Below are 16310 nucleotides of genomic sequence, written 5' to 3'. Positions count from 1 at the left end.
CTGTGGTCTCTGGGTACTGCGCCTATCTTGGGGGGTTAGACGGGGTCGCGGCAAGTGCAGCATTACGGGCTGCGACACTGCGGTGCTTGGGTGCCCCGGGCAATTTGGTGCATGATGCCCGATAAGTGACGGATCGAGATGACCTATGCTGGACGAGCTGCTTGGCCGTGTGAGCCGCTACACCCCCCGCACGCTGGAAACAGAACGCAACTTCCCTGAGGCGGCAGTGCTGTTGCCGGTGACACGCAGTGCTGAGCCCGAACTGATTCTGACCCTGCGCGCCAGCGGGTTGTCGACCCACGGCGGTGAAGTGGCTTTCCCCGGAGGGCGCCGCGATCCCGAAGACCCGGACCTGGTATTTACCGCTCTGCGTGAAGCCGAAGAAGAAATCGGCTTGCCGCCGGGGCTGGTCGAAATTATCGGTCCGCTCAGTCCCTTGATCTCATTGCACGGTATTCGGGTGACACCATACGTCGGTCTGGTGCCGGATTACGTTGAGTATCTGGCCAACGATGCCGAAATCGCCGCCGTGTTCAGTGTGCCGCTGGAGTTCTTTCGTCAGGATCCGCGTGAGCACACCCATCGCATCGATTACCAAGGGCGCAGCTGGTATGTGCCGAGCTACCGTTTTGGCGTCTATAAAATCTGGGGGCTCACGGCAATCATGATTGTTGAACTGATGAACCTGCTCTACGACGACGTCAATATCAACCTGCATACCCCGCCTGAACGTTCCATTCCAATTTAGGCTCTGTACGAAATATATCTGCGCTCGGTTATGCTGCGTTGAAAACAGGCTCGCCTAACCTTCGCTCGAAAACATTTCATACAGACCCTAGAGCCGTCAGCAGACGGCCACGCCTGCCTTGAGGACATCCCATGAAATACCGTCTGGGCGACTCGCTCGTCGAAACCCACCCCGACAGCTGGACTGCTCCCAATGCCACCCTGATCGGCAAGGTGCGCCTGGAGGAGGGTGCCAGCGTCTGGTTTAACGCTGTGTTGCGCGGTGATAACGAGTTGATCCTGATTGGCAGGCACAGCAACGTGCAAGATGGCGCGGTGATGCATACCGACATGGGCTATCCGCTGACGTTGGGTACGGGTGTGACCATTGGTCATAACGCCATGCTGCATGGCTGCACGGTGGGCGATTACAGCCTGATCGGGATCAATGCGGTGATCCTCAATGGCGCCAAAATCGGCAAGCACTGCATCATTGGCGCCAACTCGCTGATCGGCGAGGGCAAGGAGATTCCGGACGGTTCGCTAGTCATGGGATCGCCGGGCAAGGTGGTCCGCGACCTGACCGAGGAGCAGAAAAAACTGCTGGAGGCCAGCGCGGCTCACTATGTGAAAAACGGCCAGCGTTATGCGCGTGATCTGAAGGTGCAAGAGCAATGAGTGATACCGAGCGCCCGGTCGCCTCACCCTGCGTGAATATTTGCGCACTGGACGATGATGATGTGTGCAGCGGCTGCCAGCGTACCGTGGCAGAAATTACCCGATGGAGCCGCATGACTAACCCCGAGCGCCGTGAGGTGTTAGCGCTATGTCATGAGCGGGCCAAATCCAGTGGTGTGGTGTGGATGTTGGGGCGCTAACCTGTAGTCGCTGACGAGGTACGAGGCTGCGATGAGCTGCGCAGCGCCCCCCTCAAGGCCCTTCGGGCCTTATCGCAGCCTGCGGCAGCGGCTACAAAATCCTGACCGACTCAAGTACCCTGTGCGCCTTCTCTAGAGGTGTCGCCCGCTACCATGCTGTTTCTTGTCGCTTATATCGCCAGCGTTGTGCTGATCAACTTCGCGTTTTCCACGGCGCCGCATCTGGACATCATCTGGTCAGCCTGGGGCGGGCTGGTGTTTGTGTTGCGCGATATGGTGCAAACCCGCTTCGGCCACGGCGCCTTGTTGGCCATGCTGGCGGCGTTGGTGCTGTCGTACATCACCTCCGACCCTTCGATTGCCCTGGCCAGCGCCACAGCGTTCGCCGTCTCCGAATGTATCGACTGGCTGGTGTTCAGCATCACCAAGCGGCCCTTGCACGACCGCTTGTGGATCAGCTCTGCGCTGAGTATCCCGATTGATACCTTTATTTTCTTCGGCATGATCGATGCGTTTACTCCTGGCGTGATCATTACCGCCATGGCGTCGAAATTCGCCGGTGTCACCTGTGTATGGCTGGCAATGGCCTGGCGTTTGCGTAAAGCCGCCGTTTAGTCATGTAAAATACTGGCCTTTGTATCCCCCTGCAGGCGCAAGCTTTGCGCGCGCCTTCGATGATTTGTTTCCTTGAGGACCTGAAATGACCCGTATCGGAACTCCACTGTCGCCCACCGCGACCCGCGTATTGCTGTGTGGCTGCGGTGAGCTGGGCAAAGAAGTTGTCATCGAATTGCAGCGTCTGGGGGTCGAAGTGATCGCTGTCGATCGCTATGCCAATGCACCCGCCATGCAGGTTGCCCATCGCAGCCACGTGATCAATATGCTCGACGGCGCCGCCTTGCGTGCCGTGATCGAAGCAGAAAAACCACACTTTATCGTTCCGGAAATCGAAGCCATCGCCACCGCGACCCTGGTTGAACTGGAAGCTGAAGGTTTCACCGTCATTCCAACCGCCCGTGCCACTTCGCTGACCATGAACCGCGAAGGCATCCGTCGTCTGGCGGCAGAAGAGCTGGATCTGCCGACCTCGCCGTACCATTTTGCCGATACCTTCGAAGACTACAGCGCAGCCGTGCTGGATTTGGGTTTTCCGTGTGTGGTCAAGCCGGTAATGAGTTCGTCGGGCAAAGGCCAGAGCCTGCTGCGCAGCGCTGACGATGTAAAGGCTGCCTGGGACTACGCGCAAGAAGGCGGTCGTGCGGGTAAGGGCCGGGTCATCGTTGAAGGCTTTATCGACTTCGACTACGAAATCACTCTGCTGACCGTGCGCCATATCGGTGGCACCACCTTCTGTGCTCCGGTCGGTCACCGTCAGGAGAAGGGCGACTATCAGGAATCCTGGCAGCCGCAGGCCATGAGCCCGGTTGCTCTGGCCGAGTCCGAGCGTGTGGCCAGGGCCGTTACCGAGGCGTTGGGTGGTCGTGGTCTGTTTGGCGTTGAGTTGTTTATCAAGGGCGATCAGGTGTGGTTCAGCGAAGTTTCGCCGCGTCCGCACGATACCGGTCTGGTGACTTTGATTTCTCAGGACCTGTCGCAGTTCGCGCTGCATGCGCGGGCGATTCTGGGCTTGCCGATCCCGTTGATCCGTCAGTTCGGGCCTTCGGCTTCGGCGGTGATTCTGGTTGAGGGGCAATCGACCCAGACCGCATTCGCCAACCTGGGCGCGGCTCTGAGCGAGCCGGACACGGCCTTGCGTCTGTTTGGCAAGCCAGAGGTCAACGGCCAGCGCCGCATGGGCGTGGCGCTGGCGCGGGATGAGTCGATTGAGGCTGCACGGGCCAAAGCGACCCGTTCTGCCAAAGCCGTAGTTGTAGAACTGTAAAAAACTTGTGGGAGCGGGCTTGCTCGCGATTGCAGCGCCTCAGTTCATCCGATGTTCCGAGTTGTCCGAATCGCGAGCAAGCCCGCTCCCACAGGTTGAGTGTTGCTTCAGGCCACCTTGTTCAGGTCAGCCTCTTTCGTTTCTTTCAGGCACAGCACAGCGATCAGGCTGAGCACGGCTGCGCCCGAAACATACCCGCCAACCCAACTCAAACCGCCCATGCTCACCAGCTTCTGGGCAAAGAACGGGGCCGCCGACGCGCCGACAATTCCGCCCAGGTTGTACGCGGCCGACGCGCCGGTGTAGCGCACGCGGGTCGGAAACAGCTCAGGCAGCAGAGCGCCCATCGGGGCAAAGGTCACACCCATCAAAAACAGTTCGATACACAGAAACAGCGCCACGCCCCAGGTCGAACCCTGGGTGAGCAGAGGTTCCATCAGGAAACCGGACAGGATCGCCAGCACGCCGCCGACAATCAGCACCGGCTTGCGCCCATAACGGTCGCTTGCCCAGGCCGACAAAGGCGTGGCGGCAGCCATGAAGAGCACGGCAAAACACAGCAGGCCGAGGAAGGTTTCGCGGGTATAGCCCAGGGTGGAGACGCCATAGCTCAGCGAAAATACTGTCGAGATATAGAACAGTGCATAGCACACCACCATCGAGGCGGCGCCCAGCAGCATCGGTGCCCAGTACTGGCTGAAGAGTTCGACGATGGGCATTTTCACCCGCTCGTGTTGTGCCACGGCCTTGGCAAACACCGGGGTTTCTTCCAGCTTCAGGCGCACATACAGCCCGACCATCACCAGCGCGGCGCTCAGCAGGAAAGGAATGCGCCAGCCCCATGAGCGGAACTGCTCATCGTTCAGGTTCATGGCCAGAATCAGGAACAGGCCGTTGGCCGCCAGAAAGCCGATCGAAGGCCCCAGTTGCGGGAACATGCCATACCAGGCGCGCTTGCCCTTGGGGGCGTTTTCGGTAGCCAGCAGTGCGGCCCCGCCCCATTCGCCACCCAGCCCCAACCCTTGGCCGAAGCGCAGTACGCACAGCAGGATCGGAGCCCAGGCGCCAATCGTGGCGTAGCCCGGCAGTACGCCGATCAGCGTGGTACACACGCCCATCAACAGTAGGGAAGCGACCAGAGTGGATTTGCGCCCAACCCGGTCACCGAAATGGCCAAACAGGAATGAGCCCAGCGGGCGGGCGAGAAAGGCGATACCAAAGGTCAGAAACGCCGACAGCATTTGCGCTGTACCGGAAGTCTGCGGGAAAAATACCGGGCCGATGACCAGTGCCGCTGCGGTGGCGTAGACATAGAAGTCGTAGAATTCGATGGCCGTACCGATAAAACTGGCCGTGGCAACCCGGGTTGCGGAGTTGACCGGCTTGTCGGGCGAGGCTTCGCTGTAAGTAGTACTGGAGGTCATACGCATATCCCTGACAGTTATGAGCTCGTTTACCGTTATCAGCTATTTCGGCGGATATGGCAGAGCGTTTTTTATGGTCGTTTAGCCCGAAGGGCTGGGGTGTAGGCGCAATGATTATAGGGAGGCCTTGCAAAATGTAACAAGGCCTTGCGCGGCGATTAAACCGCGGGTTTGACGCTGTTGTGCCAGATAAGCACACGGCTGACACGGTTATCTTCGGTCTGGAGGATCTCCAGGCGATAACCGCCGATTTTCAGGCATACCGTGGTTTCCGGGATGGTTTCCAGCGCTTCTGTAACAAGCCCGTTGAGGGTTTTTGGGCCGTCGCACGGCAGGTGCCAGCCCAGTGCCTTGTTCAGTTCGCGGATGGAGGCGGCGCCATCGATCACATAACGGCCGTCGGGCAGGGGGTCGATATGCGGGTTGCTGACGTCTTGCTCGTCCTCGAACTCGCCGACGATCTCTTCGAGAATGTCTTCAAGGGTGACGATGCCGAGCACCTCGCCGTACTCATCGACCACTACGCCCAGGCGGCGCTGCTGCTTGTGGAAGTTCAGCAGTTGCAGTTGCAGTGGGGTGCTTTCGGGGATGAAGTACGGTTCGTGACAGACCGCCAGTATTGCCTCTTTGGTCAGGCTGGCGTCGGGCAACATATGCTGGATATGACGGGTGTTGAGGATGGCTTCGACTTGATTGATGTCGTTATGAAACACCGGCAGGCGCGTGCGCTCGGTGCTGCGCAATTGCTCTATAAGCTCTTCTATCGGATCGTCGAGGTTGAGGCCCTCGACTTCGCTGCGCGGGATCAGGATGTCATTGACCGTGATGTTGTCCAGCGCATGGATGCTGGAGAGCAGGTGCGGGCGGCTGTTGGGTTGCTCGCCGTGTTGCTGGGGATCTTCGTCTTGCGGTTGCAGGGCTTCTGCGCGGCGGGCCGCTGAGCCACTTTTGCCGAGAAAATAGCCGGCAAGTATCCCGACTCCTGCGATCAACAGCGCCGAGACTGCGAGAATCGGCCCGGGGGGCAAGCTATCCATAATTATCGCCCGTCAGATATGCAGAATGTATTCACGAACCAGCTTGCTGCCAAAGTAGGCGAGCATCAGCAGGCAAAACCCGGCAAACGTCCAGCGGATGGCTTTGTGGCCGCGCCAGCCGAGGTGGTAGCGACCCCACAGCAGTACGCTGAATACGATCCATGCCAGGCAGGCCAGCAAGGTTTTGTGCACCAGATGTTGGGCGAACAGATTGCCCAGGAACAGCCAGCCGGAGATCAGTGACAGCGAGAGCAGTGACCAGCCAGCCCACAGGAAGCCGAACAGTAGGCTTTCCATGGTCTGCAGTGGCGGAAAGTTCTTGATCAGGCCTTTGGGGTGTTTGTGCTTGAGCTGATAGTTTTGCAACGACAGCAGCAACGCCTGGAACACCGCAATGGTGAACATGCCATAGGCCAGGATCGACAGCAGGATATGCGCCAGGATGCCGGGCTCTTCATTAATAACCTGGACCGTGCCTGGCGGGGCGAACTCGGACAGCAGTACCGTCAACATGCCCAGCGGATATAAAAGCAGCAGGAGGTTTTCGACCGGTATCCGTGCGCAGGCAACCAGCGTCACCGTGATGACGGCCACGGCAATCAGGCTGGCAGCACTGAAGAAGTCCAGTTCCAGACCCGCCGGGGTCATCAGGTGGGTAAACAGGCTGGTAGCGTGGGCGAGGACGGCAAGAATGCCGAGCGTCACCAACAGGCGTTTGTTTGCCTTGGCGCCCTGGCGCAGGCAAGTGCCTTGATAGAAGGTCGCAGCGGCGTACAAGCAGGCGGCGGCGAGGCTGGGTAGCAAGCTGGGTGACAAGGGGAGCATAAATCCTGTTAGGCAAGCCCGAAAGGGCTGAGTTTGGCATACAACCGCCCATGCACGAAAGACCACATAAGCCGACGGCAAGGTGTCGGACACGGCCAGTCTTCGCTATAATCCGCGACCTGCCCACGCCGCAGGCTCGCCGAGCATCAGTTTTACACGGGCTGGGCCGCAATAACCCCGGTCTACTTTGGGCCTGAAAGGATCGCGCATGTTTGAAAATTTAACCGATCGTCTCTCGCAGACGCTGCGCCATGTCACCGGCAAGGCCAAGCTGACCGAGGACAATATCAAAGACACCCTGCGTGAAGTGCGCATGGCGTTGCTGGAAGCCGACGTGGCTTTACCGGTAGTCAAAGACTTCGTCAACGCGGTCAAAGAGCGCGCTGTGGGCACAGAAGTGTCGCGCAGCCTGACGCCTGGCCAAGCGTTTGTGAAGATTGTGCAGGCTGAGCTTGAAAGCCTGATGGGCGCTGCCAACGAGGATCTGGTCCTCAATGTTACGCCGCCTGCCGTTGTATTGATGGCCGGTTTGCAGGGTGCGGGTAAAACCACCACCGCCGGCAAGCTGGCGCGCTTCCTTAAAGAGCGCAAAAAGAAAACCGTAATGGTGGTTTCGGCTGACGTTTATCGTCCGGCCGCGATCAAACAGCTGGAAACCCTGGCTGCTGAAGTGGGCGTTACGTTCTTCCCGTCCGATATCAGCCAAAAGCCGGTAGACATCGCTCGCGCAGCCATTGCTGAAGCCAAGCTGAAGTTTATCGACGTGGTGATTCTCGATACTGCGGGTCGTCTGCATATCGACGCCGAGATGATGGCCGAGATTCAGGAGTTGCACGCGGCGGTCAAGCCTGCGGAAACCCTGTTTGTGGTCGACGCCATGACCGGCCAGGATGCCGCCAACACGGCCAAGGCCTTTGGCGATGCGTTGCCGCTGACCGGTGTGATCCTGACCAAGGTCGACGGTGATGCCCGTGGTGGTGCCGCGTTGTCCGTGCGTGCAATCACTGGCAAGCCGATCAAGTTCATCGGTATGGGCGAGAAGAGCGATGCTCTTGAGCCTTTCCACCCGGATCGTATTGCCTCACGCATCCTGGGCATGGGCGACGTGCTCAGCCTGATCGAGCAGGCCGAGCAGACCCTCGATAAAGACAAAGCCGACAAGCTGGCTAAAAAGCTTAAAAAAGGCAAAGGCTTCGACCTCGAAGACTTCCGCGACCAACTGCAACAGATGAAGAACATGGGCGGCCTTGGCGGTCTCATGGACAAGCTGCCGAACATGGGTGGCGTCAATCTGGCGCAAATGGGCAATGCCCAGGGCGCGGCAGAGAAGCAGTTCAAGCAAATGGAAGCCATCATCAACTCCATGACCCCGGCCGAGCGCCGCGACCCTGATCTGATCAGTGGTTCGCGCAAACGCCGGATTGCCATGGGTTCCGGCACTCAGGTGCAGGACATCGGCCGCTTGATCAAGCAGCACAAGCAGATGCAAAAGATGATGAAAAAGTTCTCCACCAAAGGTGGGATGGCCAAAATGATGCGCGGCATGGGCTCGATGATGCCCGGCGGCGGCATGCCAAAAATGTAATTTACCTGCCCGAGCGCTTGCGTTCGGGCAACTCGCAGCAATGCGAGACACCCGGCAAACCCGCACTGTGCGGGAGCTGACCTGTCGCCATTCGTGGCGACCTTGTTGCAAGTCTGTAGGGTATGCCGGTAGGCGCCTGAAAAAGACATTTGCAAAAGTCCGGATATTCCTTAGAATATGCGGCCTTTCGGGCACCTATGCCCGCTGTGCCTTTAGATTTGCAGCACCGACTACAGGAACGATGTTCACATGCTAACAATCCGTCTTGCCCTTGGCGGCTCCAAAAAGCGCCCGTTTTACCACTTGACCGTTACCGATAGCCGTAACCCACGTGACGGTTCCCACAAGGAACAAATTGGCTTCTTCAACCCGGTTGCCCGTGGTCAAGAAGTTCGTTTCTCCGTTAAAGAAGACCGCCTCGCCTACTGGCAGAGCGTTGGTGCAACCATGTCTGAGCGTGTTGCTCAACTGGTTAAAGAAAACGCTAAGGCTGCGGCCTGAGCAATATGAGCGTGACGCCTGAAACTGCTGATGATTTGATCGTTATCGGCAAAATCTACTCGATTCACGGCGTGCGCGGCGAAGTGAAGGTTTATTCCTTTACGGATCCAATTGATAACCTGTTGGACTACAAAAAGCTGACGCTTCGGCGCGGTAATGATGTGCGACAGGCAGAGCTGGTCAGTGGCCGTTCTCATAACGGCAAGTTTCTGGTTGTAAAGCTCAAGGGTCTCGATGACCGTGACGAAGCTGGTCTTCTTCGCGAATTCGAAATCTGCGTGCCGCGTAACCTGTTTCCTGAACTGACCGACGGCGAGTACTACTGGTACCAGCTGCAGGGACTGAAAGTGACCAACCTTGAAGGGCAATTGCTCGGCAAGATTGTTGATCTGATGGAAACTGGCTCGAACGATGTCATGGAAGTCAAACCTTGCCCAGGTAGCCTGGATGATCGCGATCGCTTGTTGCCCTATACAGAGCAATGCGTGCTGAGCGTCGACCTTGCAGCTGGCGAGATGAAGGTGGATTGGGATGCGGACTTCTAAGCGTGGCTAAATTGCGCGTAGAAGTGATCAGTTTGTTTCCCGAAATGTTTTCCGCTATCAGCGACTACGGCATCACTAGTCGTGCGGTGAAACAAGGGCTCTTGCAGCTTACTTGTTGGAACCCGCGAGACTACACAACGGATCGACATCACACTGTGGACGATCGCCCATTTGGCGGTGGCCCGGGCATGGTGATGAAGATCAAGCCTCTGGAAGATGCACTGGTTCAGGCCAGAGAAGCAGCCGGAGAGGCGGCGAAGGTTATTTACCTGTCGCCCCAAGGCCGTCAACTGAATCAGTCGGCGGTACGCGAACTGGCGAATGAGGAAGCATTAATCCTCATTGCAGGTCGTTATGAAGGCATTGACGAGCGTTTTATAGACGCTTATGTCGATGAAGAGTGGTCGATTGGTGACTATGTACTCTCTGGTGGCGAGCTGCCGGCGATGGTTCTGATTGATGCGGTTACACGACTGCTGCCTGGAGCTTTAGGGCATGCGGACTCCGCGGAGGAAGATTCCTTCACGGATGGTTTGCTGGATTGCCCGCACTACACCCGACCGGAGGTGTATGCGGATCAGCGTGTTCCCGACGTATTGCTTAGTGGCAATCATGCACACATCCGGCGTTGGCGTTTACAGCAGTCCCTTGGGCGGACCTTTGAACGACGCGCCGATCTTCTGGAAAGCCGCTCGCTTTCTGGAGAAGAGAAGAAGCTGCTCGAGGAATATATCCGCGAGCGGGACGATAGTTAACAACGTATCGATGGTAGATCAGTTGATCTACCTTAGGAGCACAGCATGACTAACAAAATCATCCTTGCACTCGAAGCAGAGCAGATGACTAAAGAGATCCCTCCTTTTGCCCCGGGCGACACCATTGTCGTTCAGGTGAAAGTGAAGGAAGGCGATCGTTCGCGTCTGCAAGCTTTCGAAGGTGTAGTGATTGCCAAGCGTAACCGTGGCGTGAACAGTGCTTTCACTGTTCGTAAAATCTCCAACGGTGTTGGCGTAGAGCGTACTTTCCAGACCTACAGCCCGCAAATCGACAGCATGGCAGTGAAACGTCGCGGTGACGTTCGCAAAGCCAAGCTGTACTACCTGCGTGACCTGTCTGGTAAAGCAGCTCGCATCAAGGAAAAACTGGCTTAAGTCCAGCTTCCCGATGCAGAAAAAAGCAGCCTTCGGGCTGCTTTTTTGTTGCCTGAAATTTGTCATACCTTTGTCCAGTTGTAGGTAGTAAAAGCATGACTTTGCGTGAGCAAGAGATTCAACGCCGTACCGAATTGTCCGTTACCCGTATTACCAAAGCGGTATTCCCCTCGACCACCAATCATCACAACACACTGTTTGGCGGCACTGCGCTGGCCTGGATGGACGAAGTATCGTTTATCGCGGCGACTCGTTTTTGCCGTTTGCCGCTGGTGACTGTTTCTACCGACCGGATTGATTTCAACCACCCGATTGCAGCGGGCTGCATCGTTGAGTTGGTAGGGCGTGTGGTCAAAGTCGGCAATACCAGCCTCAAGGTTGAGGTTGAGGTGTATGTCGAAAGCATGAGCTGCGACAGTCGTGAGCTGGCGATCCAGGGCGTGTTCAGCTTTGTCGCCATCGATGACAACAAGCGCCCGGTGCCGGTATTGCCGCAAAACTTGTAGCGGCTGCCGTAGGCTGCGCTAAGGGCCGAAGGGCCTTCGTTTACGGGGGCGCAGCGCAGCCCATCGCAGCCATCGTTCCTCGGCAGCGGCTACAGGTTTTGTGTCGTCTGCTTTCGTCTCAGGCCTCCCGCCTGATCAACGCCAACAGCGTCCAGCCGGTTCCCGGTTTCAGTTCGCTGTCAGGTGTCACCACATGCACCCAGCCACTGTTGTCGCGGGCGAACAGCAGGGTCAGACGCTTGCCGTGCAGGGCCTGGTAATCCTCCCAAGTAAAGTTGTCGGTCAGGTTCGTGCTGTACAACTCGGCACCTTGGCTCAACTCGCTGGCCAGTTGGCCATAGGTCAGCGCGGGGCTGCCCAGCGCTTGCCCGCGGTACTCATGACTGGCGCGATGCTTGTCGGTACGGCGGTTTTCCTGGCCATTGGTTAATGCAAACAGGCGCTGAGGTCCGAACTCGTGGTGAAAACGTACCGCTGCCAGCGTATTCAGCTCGCCAGATGGCGACAGTGCGAGCAAGTACCCCAAGCCCACCAGATCAAGATGAGTTTCGGCATGCTGTGAGGCCGGATTACCAAAGTAAGTGGGCAGGTTTTCCATGCGGGCGGCGCGAATATTTTCCCAGTTGGAGTCCGTCAACAGGACGCGGCTGCCCAACTGCTGCAGTGCTTTGCCAATCACTCGCGCCGGGCCATTGGCCCCGACGATCAAAAAGCCGCTGGGTGCGGGCTCTGCCACTTTCAGCAGGCGGGCCAGAGGGCGCGCCGTGGCGCTTTGCAGCACCACGGTGCCAATGATCACCGCAAACGTAAGGGGCACCAGCAGCAGCGCGCCTTCATGGCCTGCTTCATCCAGGCGGATAGCAAAGATCGCGGAAACGGCGGCTGCAACAATCCCGCGAGGAGCGATCCAGGCCAGCAGTGCGCGTTCACGCCAGTTCAGTTTTGAGCCCAAGGTTGAGAGCGCAACGTTCAGCGGCCGAGCAATGAGCTGAATGATCAGCAGTAACACCAGTACCGCAGGCCCAAGGCCAATCATGGCGTTCAAGTCCAGACGCGCCGCCAGCAAAATAAACAGGCCCGAGATCAGGAAGATGCTCAGGTTCTCCTTGAAGTGCAGGATGTTGCGCACATCCACACCTTTCATATTGGCCATCCACATGCCCATCAAGGTGACCGCCAGCAGGCCGGATTCGTGCATCACCTCATTGGCGCCAATAAATACGGCCAATACCCCCGCCAGTGTGGCCAGGCTTTGCAGGTATTCCGGCAGCCATTGGCGGCGCACGATGTGGCCCATGATCCAGCCACCCACGATGCCGAACAGGCTGCCGCACACAATCACCCCGGCGAAGGTCAGCAGGCTGTGACTCAGGCCCTCACCTGTGGCGCTGGCGATGATAAAGCTATAAACCACCACCGCGAGCAGCGCGCCAATCGGGTCGATGACGATGCCTTCCCAGCGCAGTATGTTGGCAATTGAGGCCTTGGGCCGCACCACGCGCAGCATCGGTACAATCACCGTCGGCCCGGTGACCAGTGTCAGCGTCCCGAAAAGCAATGCCAGCAGCCAGTCGAAGCCCAGCAGCCAGTGTGTGGCCAGGGTAATTACAGCCCAGGTAGAGAGCGCGCCGATGGTCACCAGCCGGTGCACGACGGTGCCAATTTCGCGCCACTCGGACAGATGCAGGGTCAGGCTGCCTTCAAACAGAATCAGCGCTACTGCCAGAGACACCAAGGGCATCAGCAGGGGGCCAAACAGTTCTTGAGGGTCAAGCCAGCCCAGTACAGGGCCGACCAGAATGCCGGTCAGCAGTAAAAACAGAATGGCCGGCAGCTTCAGTCGCCAGGCCAGCCACTGGGAGCCCAAGGCTGCGATGCCGATACCGCCGAAAGACAGCAAAATCTGTTGTTCGGTCATAAGGTTATCCTGTGAAAACTTATGGTTTATGGCATCTGCCAGCCATGAAAGACTAGCGGCCACTTTTGCAGTTCACTTTTTATTTGTGCGTAGCCTTTGGTCTGCGCGTTTCGAGAGCTAATGTCAGCTATAGACGACCCACTTATCGACCGTTTTCTGGATGCCTTGTGGTTGGAAAAAGGCCTGTCGGACAACACCCGCGACGCTTATCGCAGTGATTTGGCCTTATTCAATGGCTGGCTGCAGGAACGCGACATTGCGCTGATCAATGCCGGACGCGAATTGATCCTGGATCACTTGGCCTGGCGTCTGGAGCAGGGGTACAAACCTCGGTCAACGGCGCGTTTTCTGTCCGGGGTGCGTGGCTTCTATCGTTACTTACTGCGAGAAAGGCTGATTAGCGTCGATCCGACGTTGCAGGTCGATATGCCGCAGTTGGGCAGGCCGTTGCCCAAGTCGCTGTCAGAGGCTGACGTTGAAGCGCTGCTCGCTGCGCCCGATCTGAGCGAGGTTATCGGTCAACGGGATCGGGCGATGCTCGAAGTGCTGTATGCCTGCGGCCTGCGGGTCACCGAGTTGATCAGCCTGACCCTGGAGCAGGTCAATCTGCGCCAGGGGGTATTGCGGGTGATGGGCAAGGGCAGCAAGGAGCGTCTGGTGCCGATGGGAGAGGAGGCCATCGTCTGGGTCGAGCGTTACATGCGTGATGCCCGGCATGAGTTGCTCGGCGGTCGCCCCAGTGATGTGTTGTTCCCCAGCCAGCGCGGTGAGCAAATGACTCGCCAGACTTTTTGGCACCGCATCAAGCATCAGGCCAAAGTCGCGGGGATCGACAAGTCGCTGTCGCCCCATACCTTACGTCATGCTTTCGCCACCCATTTGCTCAACCACGGCGCCGATTTGCGAGTGGTGCAAATGCTGCTGGGCCACAGTGACCTGTCCACAACGCAGATTTACACCCATGTCGCCCGTGCTCGTCTGCAAGACTTGCACGCCCGCCATCACCCGCGTGGCTAGGTGTCTTGTGTCAGTCAGAGTCGGTCATGCAAGTCATCTGTGGTAGGCTTTGCCGGTTTAGAAAGTGCGCCGCCCAAACCCGCTGTTTCAGGACGGGTGCTGAGATTTGGCCGCTTTGTCCGTCTTCAGGAGTTCCCATGCGTGTGACCCAAATTTTTGCCGCCGCAGCCATTGCGTTGGTCAGTACGTTCTCGTTCGCCGATACCGGCGCCGAGCAAGCTATTCGCAAGAGCCTTGAAACACTGCAACTGGATGTTCCGGTCGAGAGCATCAGCGCAAGCCCGATGGCTGGCCTGTATGAGGTCAAACTTAAAGGCAGCCGCGTGCTGTACGCCAGTGCCGATGGACAGTTCATCGTTCAAGGCTATATGTTTCAACTCAAGGACGGTAAGCCGGTCAACCTGACCGAGCAGGCCGAGCGTGTTGGCGTCGCCAAGTTGATCAATGGTATTCCGGTTGCAGAAACCGTTGTTTACCCTGCAATTGGCGAAACCAAGTCGCACATCACGGTATTTACCGACACTACCTGTCCTTATTGCCACAAATTGCACGCCGAAGTCCCGGAACTGAACAAAATGGGGATTGAAGTGCGCTATGTTGCGTTCCCACGTCAGGGTCTTGGTTCTCCGGGCGACCAGCAGTTGCAAGCGGTCTGGTGCTCCAAGGACAAGAAAGGCGCGATGGACAAAATGACTGATGGCAAAACGGTCGAGGCGCCAAAATGCGCCAACCCGGTTGCCAAGCAGTTTGCGATGGGCCAGTCCATCGGAGTAAACGGCACGCCAGCCATTGTTTTGGCTGACGGTCAGGTAATTCCGGGTTATCAGCCTGCTGCACAGGTTGGCAAGCTGGCACTCAGTGTTAAATAATCCTGCGTCGTCACGGTAAGCCTTTGACGATCATGGCGGGGCAGTTCCACTGCCCGGCTATTAATAGAGAACCGTGGTGATCCACGGTTGTTTTCCACGGCCGACCTTGAGTCGGCCGTTTTATGGGGAGTTCAGCGTGAATCCGGTCAAAGTAGGTATCTGTGGGCTCGGGACCGTCGGTGGCGGCACCTTCAACGTACTAAAGCGTAACGCCGAGGAGATTGCCCGCCGTGCCGGGCGTGGTATCCAGGTTGCGCAAATTGCAATGCGTACGCCAAACCCTCAGTGCGACATTACCGGTACCCCCATTACCAACGATGTCTTCGCTGTTGCGACCAACCCTGAAATCGACATTGTTATCGAGCTGATTGGCGGTTACACCATCGCCCGTGAGCTGGTGCTCAAAGCCATCGAAAACGGCAAGCACGTGGTCACTGCCAACAAGGCGCTGATTGCCGTTCACGGCAATGAAATTTTTGCCAAGGCTCAGGAAAAGGGCGTGATCGTCGCGTTCGAAGCTGCCGTTGCAGGCGGCATTCCAGTAATCAAGGCGATTCGTGAAGGCCTGTCGGCCAACCGCATCAACTGGGTGGCGGGCATCATCAATGGCACCGGCAACTTCATCCTCACCGAGATGCGCGAAAAAGGCCGTACCTTCGAAGACGTGCTGGCTGAGGCGCAAGCACTGGGTTACGCCGAAGCGGATCCGACGTTCGATGTTGAAGGTATCGATGCGGCACACAAACTGACCATTCTGGCGTCGATTGCCTTCGGCATTCCGCTGCAGTTTGACAAGGCCTACACCGAAGGCATCACCAAACTGACAACCGCGGATGTGAATTACGCAGAAGCCTTGGGCTATCGCATCAAACACCTGGGCGTTGCGCGCATTACTCCCAACGGTATCGAGTTGCGTGTGCACCCGACGCTGATCCCGGCTGACCGTCTGATCGCCAATGTGAATGGCGTAATGAACGCAGTAATGGTCAATGGTGACGCTGCCGGTTCGACCCTGTTCTACGGTGCTGGCGCTGGCATGGAGCCTACCGCTTCGTCAGTGATTGCCGACCTGGTTGATGTGGTTCGCGCCATGACCAGCGACCCTGAAAACCGCGTACCGCACTTGGCCTTCCAGCCGGACTCGCTGTCGGATCACCCGATTCTGCCGATCGAGGCCTGCGAAAGCGCCTACTACTTGCGCATCCAGGCTAAAGATCACCCTGGTGTGTTGGCTCAAGTGGCCAGTATCTTGTCCGAGCGTGGCATCAATATCGAATCGATCATGCAGAAAGAAGTCGAAGAGCACGACGGTCTGGTGCCAATGATCCTGCTGACCCATCGTGTTATCGAGCAGCACATCAACGATGCCATTGCGGCGCTTGAAGCGTTGCAGGGTGTAGTGGGCCCAGTGGTTCGTATCCGCGTTGAACACCTAAATTAATTGAT

At 57.6% G+C, this 16310-nt stretch carries 17 protein-coding genes and 1 pseudogene; 14 read left to right on the top strand and 4 right to left on the bottom strand.

The genetic code is table 11. The annotated features are described in order from the left end of the window. Positions 1-145: 145 nt before the first annotated feature. The 5 genes from V6L79_RS22760 to purT all read left to right on the top strand — a co-directional run bounded on the left by V6L79_RS22760 (position 146) and on the right by purT (position 3486). On the top strand, positions 146-748 hold the full coding sequence (locus V6L79_RS22760; RefSeq protein ID WP_261739513.1) for a CoA pyrophosphatase: 603 nt from the start codon (positions 146-148) through the stop codon (positions 746-748). A gap of 131 nt (positions 749-879) precedes the next feature. Beyond that, positions 880-1404, top strand: coding sequence for a gamma carbonic anhydrase family protein (locus V6L79_RS22755; protein ID WP_261739512.1), 525 nt, complete (start codon positions 880-882; stop codon positions 1402-1404). Continuing rightward, positions 1401-1604, top strand: a complete 204-nt coding sequence (locus V6L79_RS22750) for a DUF1289 domain-containing protein (RefSeq protein ID WP_261739511.1) — start codon at positions 1401-1403, stop codon at positions 1602-1604. The genes V6L79_RS22755 and V6L79_RS22750 overlap by 4 nt, the downstream gene beginning before the upstream one ends. Positions 1605-1757: 153 nt before the next feature. Then, positions 1758-2219, top strand: coding sequence for a VUT family protein (locus V6L79_RS22745; protein ID WP_261739510.1), 462 nt, complete (start codon positions 1758-1760; stop codon positions 2217-2219). Between the two features lie 85 nt (positions 2220-2304). Continuing rightward, positions 2305-3486 (top strand): formate-dependent phosphoribosylglycinamide formyltransferase, encoded by a 1182-nt coding sequence (gene purT, locus V6L79_RS22740; protein WP_261739509.1) that lies wholly within the window; start codon positions 2305-2307, stop codon positions 3484-3486. Positions 3487-3593: 107 nt separating this feature from the next. On the opposite strand, the gene V6L79_RS22735 is transcribed toward purT, so the two are convergent. From V6L79_RS22735 to V6L79_RS22725, 3 genes and pseudogenes are all read right to left on the bottom strand, one after another. Continuing rightward, on the bottom strand, positions 3594-4910 hold the full coding sequence (locus tag V6L79_RS22735; protein ID WP_261739508.1) for an MFS transporter: 1317 nt from the start codon (positions 4908-4910) through the stop codon (positions 3594-3596). Positions 4911-5068: 158 nt separating this feature from the next. Next, positions 5069-5932 (bottom strand): annotated as a pseudogene (locus V6L79_RS22730) (transporter associated domain-containing protein); the annotation flags it as partial. A 27-nt stretch (positions 5933-5959) separates the two neighbouring features. After that, the gene (locus V6L79_RS22725; protein WP_261739507.1) at positions 5960-6772 is read right to left on the bottom strand and encodes an inner membrane protein YpjD; all 813 of its coding nucleotides are present in this window, start codon (positions 6770-6772) and stop codon (positions 5960-5962) included. A gap of 208 nt (positions 6773-6980) precedes the next feature. Here V6L79_RS22725 and ffh point away from each other — a divergent pair, with 208 nt between their 5' ends. The 6 genes from ffh (at position 6981) to V6L79_RS22695 (ending at position 11060) form a co-directional block, all read left to right on the top strand. Beyond that, the gene (ffh, locus tag V6L79_RS22720; RefSeq protein WP_261739506.1) at positions 6981-8357 is read left to right on the top strand and encodes a signal recognition particle protein; all 1377 of its coding nucleotides are present in this window, start codon (positions 6981-6983) and stop codon (positions 8355-8357) included. Between the two features lie 249 nt (positions 8358-8606). Next, entirely contained in the window at positions 8607-8858 is a 252-nt protein-coding gene (gene rpsP / locus V6L79_RS22715) for a 30S ribosomal protein S16 (protein ID WP_095036762.1), read from the top strand. A 5-nt stretch (positions 8859-8863) separates the two neighbouring features. Then, positions 8864-9403, top strand: a complete 540-nt coding sequence (gene rimM / locus V6L79_RS22710; protein WP_048363294.1) for a ribosome maturation factor RimM — start codon at positions 8864-8866, stop codon at positions 9401-9403. Between the two features lie 2 nt (positions 9404-9405). Beyond that, a complete protein-coding gene (gene trmD, locus V6L79_RS22705; RefSeq protein WP_003440270.1) occupies positions 9406-10158 on the top strand; it encodes a tRNA (guanosine(37)-N1)-methyltransferase TrmD in 753 nt (250 codons plus the stop codon). Positions 10159-10203: 45 nt separating this feature from the next. Then, positions 10204-10554 (top strand): 50S ribosomal protein L19, encoded by a 351-nt coding sequence (gene rplS, locus V6L79_RS22700; RefSeq protein WP_003440273.1) that lies wholly within the window; start codon positions 10204-10206, stop codon positions 10552-10554. Between the two features lie 95 nt (positions 10555-10649). Further along, entirely contained in the window at positions 10650-11060 is a 411-nt protein-coding gene (locus tag V6L79_RS22695) for an acyl-CoA thioesterase (RefSeq protein ID WP_261739505.1), read from the top strand. Between the two features lie 118 nt (positions 11061-11178). On the opposite strand, the gene V6L79_RS22690 is transcribed toward V6L79_RS22695, so the two are convergent. Further along, positions 11179-12978, bottom strand: coding sequence for a sodium:proton antiporter (locus tag V6L79_RS22690; protein ID WP_321834415.1), 1800 nt, complete (start codon positions 12976-12978; stop codon positions 11179-11181). A gap of 120 nt (positions 12979-13098) precedes the next feature. On the opposite strand from V6L79_RS22690, the gene xerD reads away from it, so the two are divergent. The 3 genes from xerD to V6L79_RS22675 all read left to right on the top strand — a co-directional run bounded on the left by xerD (position 13099) and on the right by V6L79_RS22675 (position 16305). Further along, positions 13099-13995, top strand: a complete 897-nt coding sequence (gene xerD, locus V6L79_RS22685; protein ID WP_261739503.1) for a site-specific tyrosine recombinase XerD — start codon at positions 13099-13101, stop codon at positions 13993-13995. A gap of 137 nt (positions 13996-14132) precedes the next feature. Further along, on the top strand, positions 14133-14864 hold the full coding sequence (locus V6L79_RS22680) for a thioredoxin fold domain-containing protein (protein ID WP_261739502.1): 732 nt from the start codon (positions 14133-14135) through the stop codon (positions 14862-14864). 136 nt (positions 14865-15000) lie between these two features. Further along, on the top strand, positions 15001-16305 hold the full coding sequence (locus V6L79_RS22675; protein ID WP_261739501.1) for a homoserine dehydrogenase: 1305 nt from the start codon (positions 15001-15003) through the stop codon (positions 16303-16305). Positions 16306-16310: the final 5 nt, after the last annotated feature.

It is taken from the genome of Pseudomonas sp. ML2-2023-6, assembly GCF_037055265.1.
Classification (GTDB): Bacteria; Pseudomonadota; Gammaproteobacteria; order Pseudomonadales; family Pseudomonadaceae; genus Aquipseudomonas; species Aquipseudomonas kulmbachensis.
This window is presented reverse-complemented; position numbering and strand designations above follow the sequence as displayed.

Excerpts from the sequence above, each read along its gene's own strand:
- V6L79_RS22695 (WP_261739505.1), top strand. The coding sequence starts at position 10,650 with ATGACTTTGCGTGAGCAAGAGATTCAACGCCGTACCGAATTGTCCGTT.
- V6L79_RS22755 (WP_261739512.1), top strand. The coding sequence starts at position 880 with ATGAAATACCGTCTGGGCGACTCGCTCGTCGAAACCCACCCCGACAGC.
- V6L79_RS22680 (WP_261739502.1), top strand. The coding sequence starts at position 14,133 with ATGCGTGTGACCCAAATTTTTGCCGCCGCAGCCATTGCGTTGGTCAGT.
- V6L79_RS22745 (WP_261739510.1), top strand. The coding sequence starts at position 1,758 with ATGCTGTTTCTTGTCGCTTATATCGCCAGCGTTGTGCTGATCAACTTC.
- ffh (WP_261739506.1), top strand. The coding sequence starts at position 6,981 with ATGTTTGAAAATTTAACCGATCGTCTCTCGCAGACGCTGCGCCATGTC.
- rpsP (WP_095036762.1), top strand. The coding sequence starts at position 8,607 with ATGCTAACAATCCGTCTTGCCCTTGGCGGCTCCAAAAAGCGCCCGTTT.
- V6L79_RS22750 (WP_261739511.1), top strand. The coding sequence starts at position 1,401 with ATGAGTGATACCGAGCGCCCGGTCGCCTCACCCTGCGTGAATATTTGC.
- V6L79_RS22760 (WP_261739513.1), top strand. The coding sequence starts at position 146 with ATGCTGGACGAGCTGCTTGGCCGTGTGAGCCGCTACACCCCCCGCACG.
- rplS (WP_003440273.1), top strand. The coding sequence starts at position 10,204 with ATGACTAACAAAATCATCCTTGCACTCGAAGCAGAGCAGATGACTAAA.
- purT (WP_261739509.1), top strand. The coding sequence starts at position 2,305 with ATGACCCGTATCGGAACTCCACTGTCGCCCACCGCGACCCGCGTATTG.
- V6L79_RS22725 (WP_261739507.1), bottom strand. The coding sequence starts at position 6,772 with ATGCTCCCCTTGTCACCCAGCTTGCTACCCAGCCTCGCCGCCGCCTGC.
- V6L79_RS22690 (WP_321834415.1), bottom strand. The coding sequence starts at position 12,978 with ATGACCGAACAACAGATTTTGCTGTCTTTCGGCGGTATCGGCATCGCA.
- xerD (WP_261739503.1), top strand. The coding sequence starts at position 13,099 with ATGTCAGCTATAGACGACCCACTTATCGACCGTTTTCTGGATGCCTTG.
- rimM (WP_048363294.1), top strand. The coding sequence starts at position 8,864 with ATGAGCGTGACGCCTGAAACTGCTGATGATTTGATCGTTATCGGCAAA.
- V6L79_RS22735 (WP_261739508.1), bottom strand. The coding sequence starts at position 4,910 with ATGACCTCCAGTACTACTTACAGCGAAGCCTCGCCCGACAAGCCGGTC.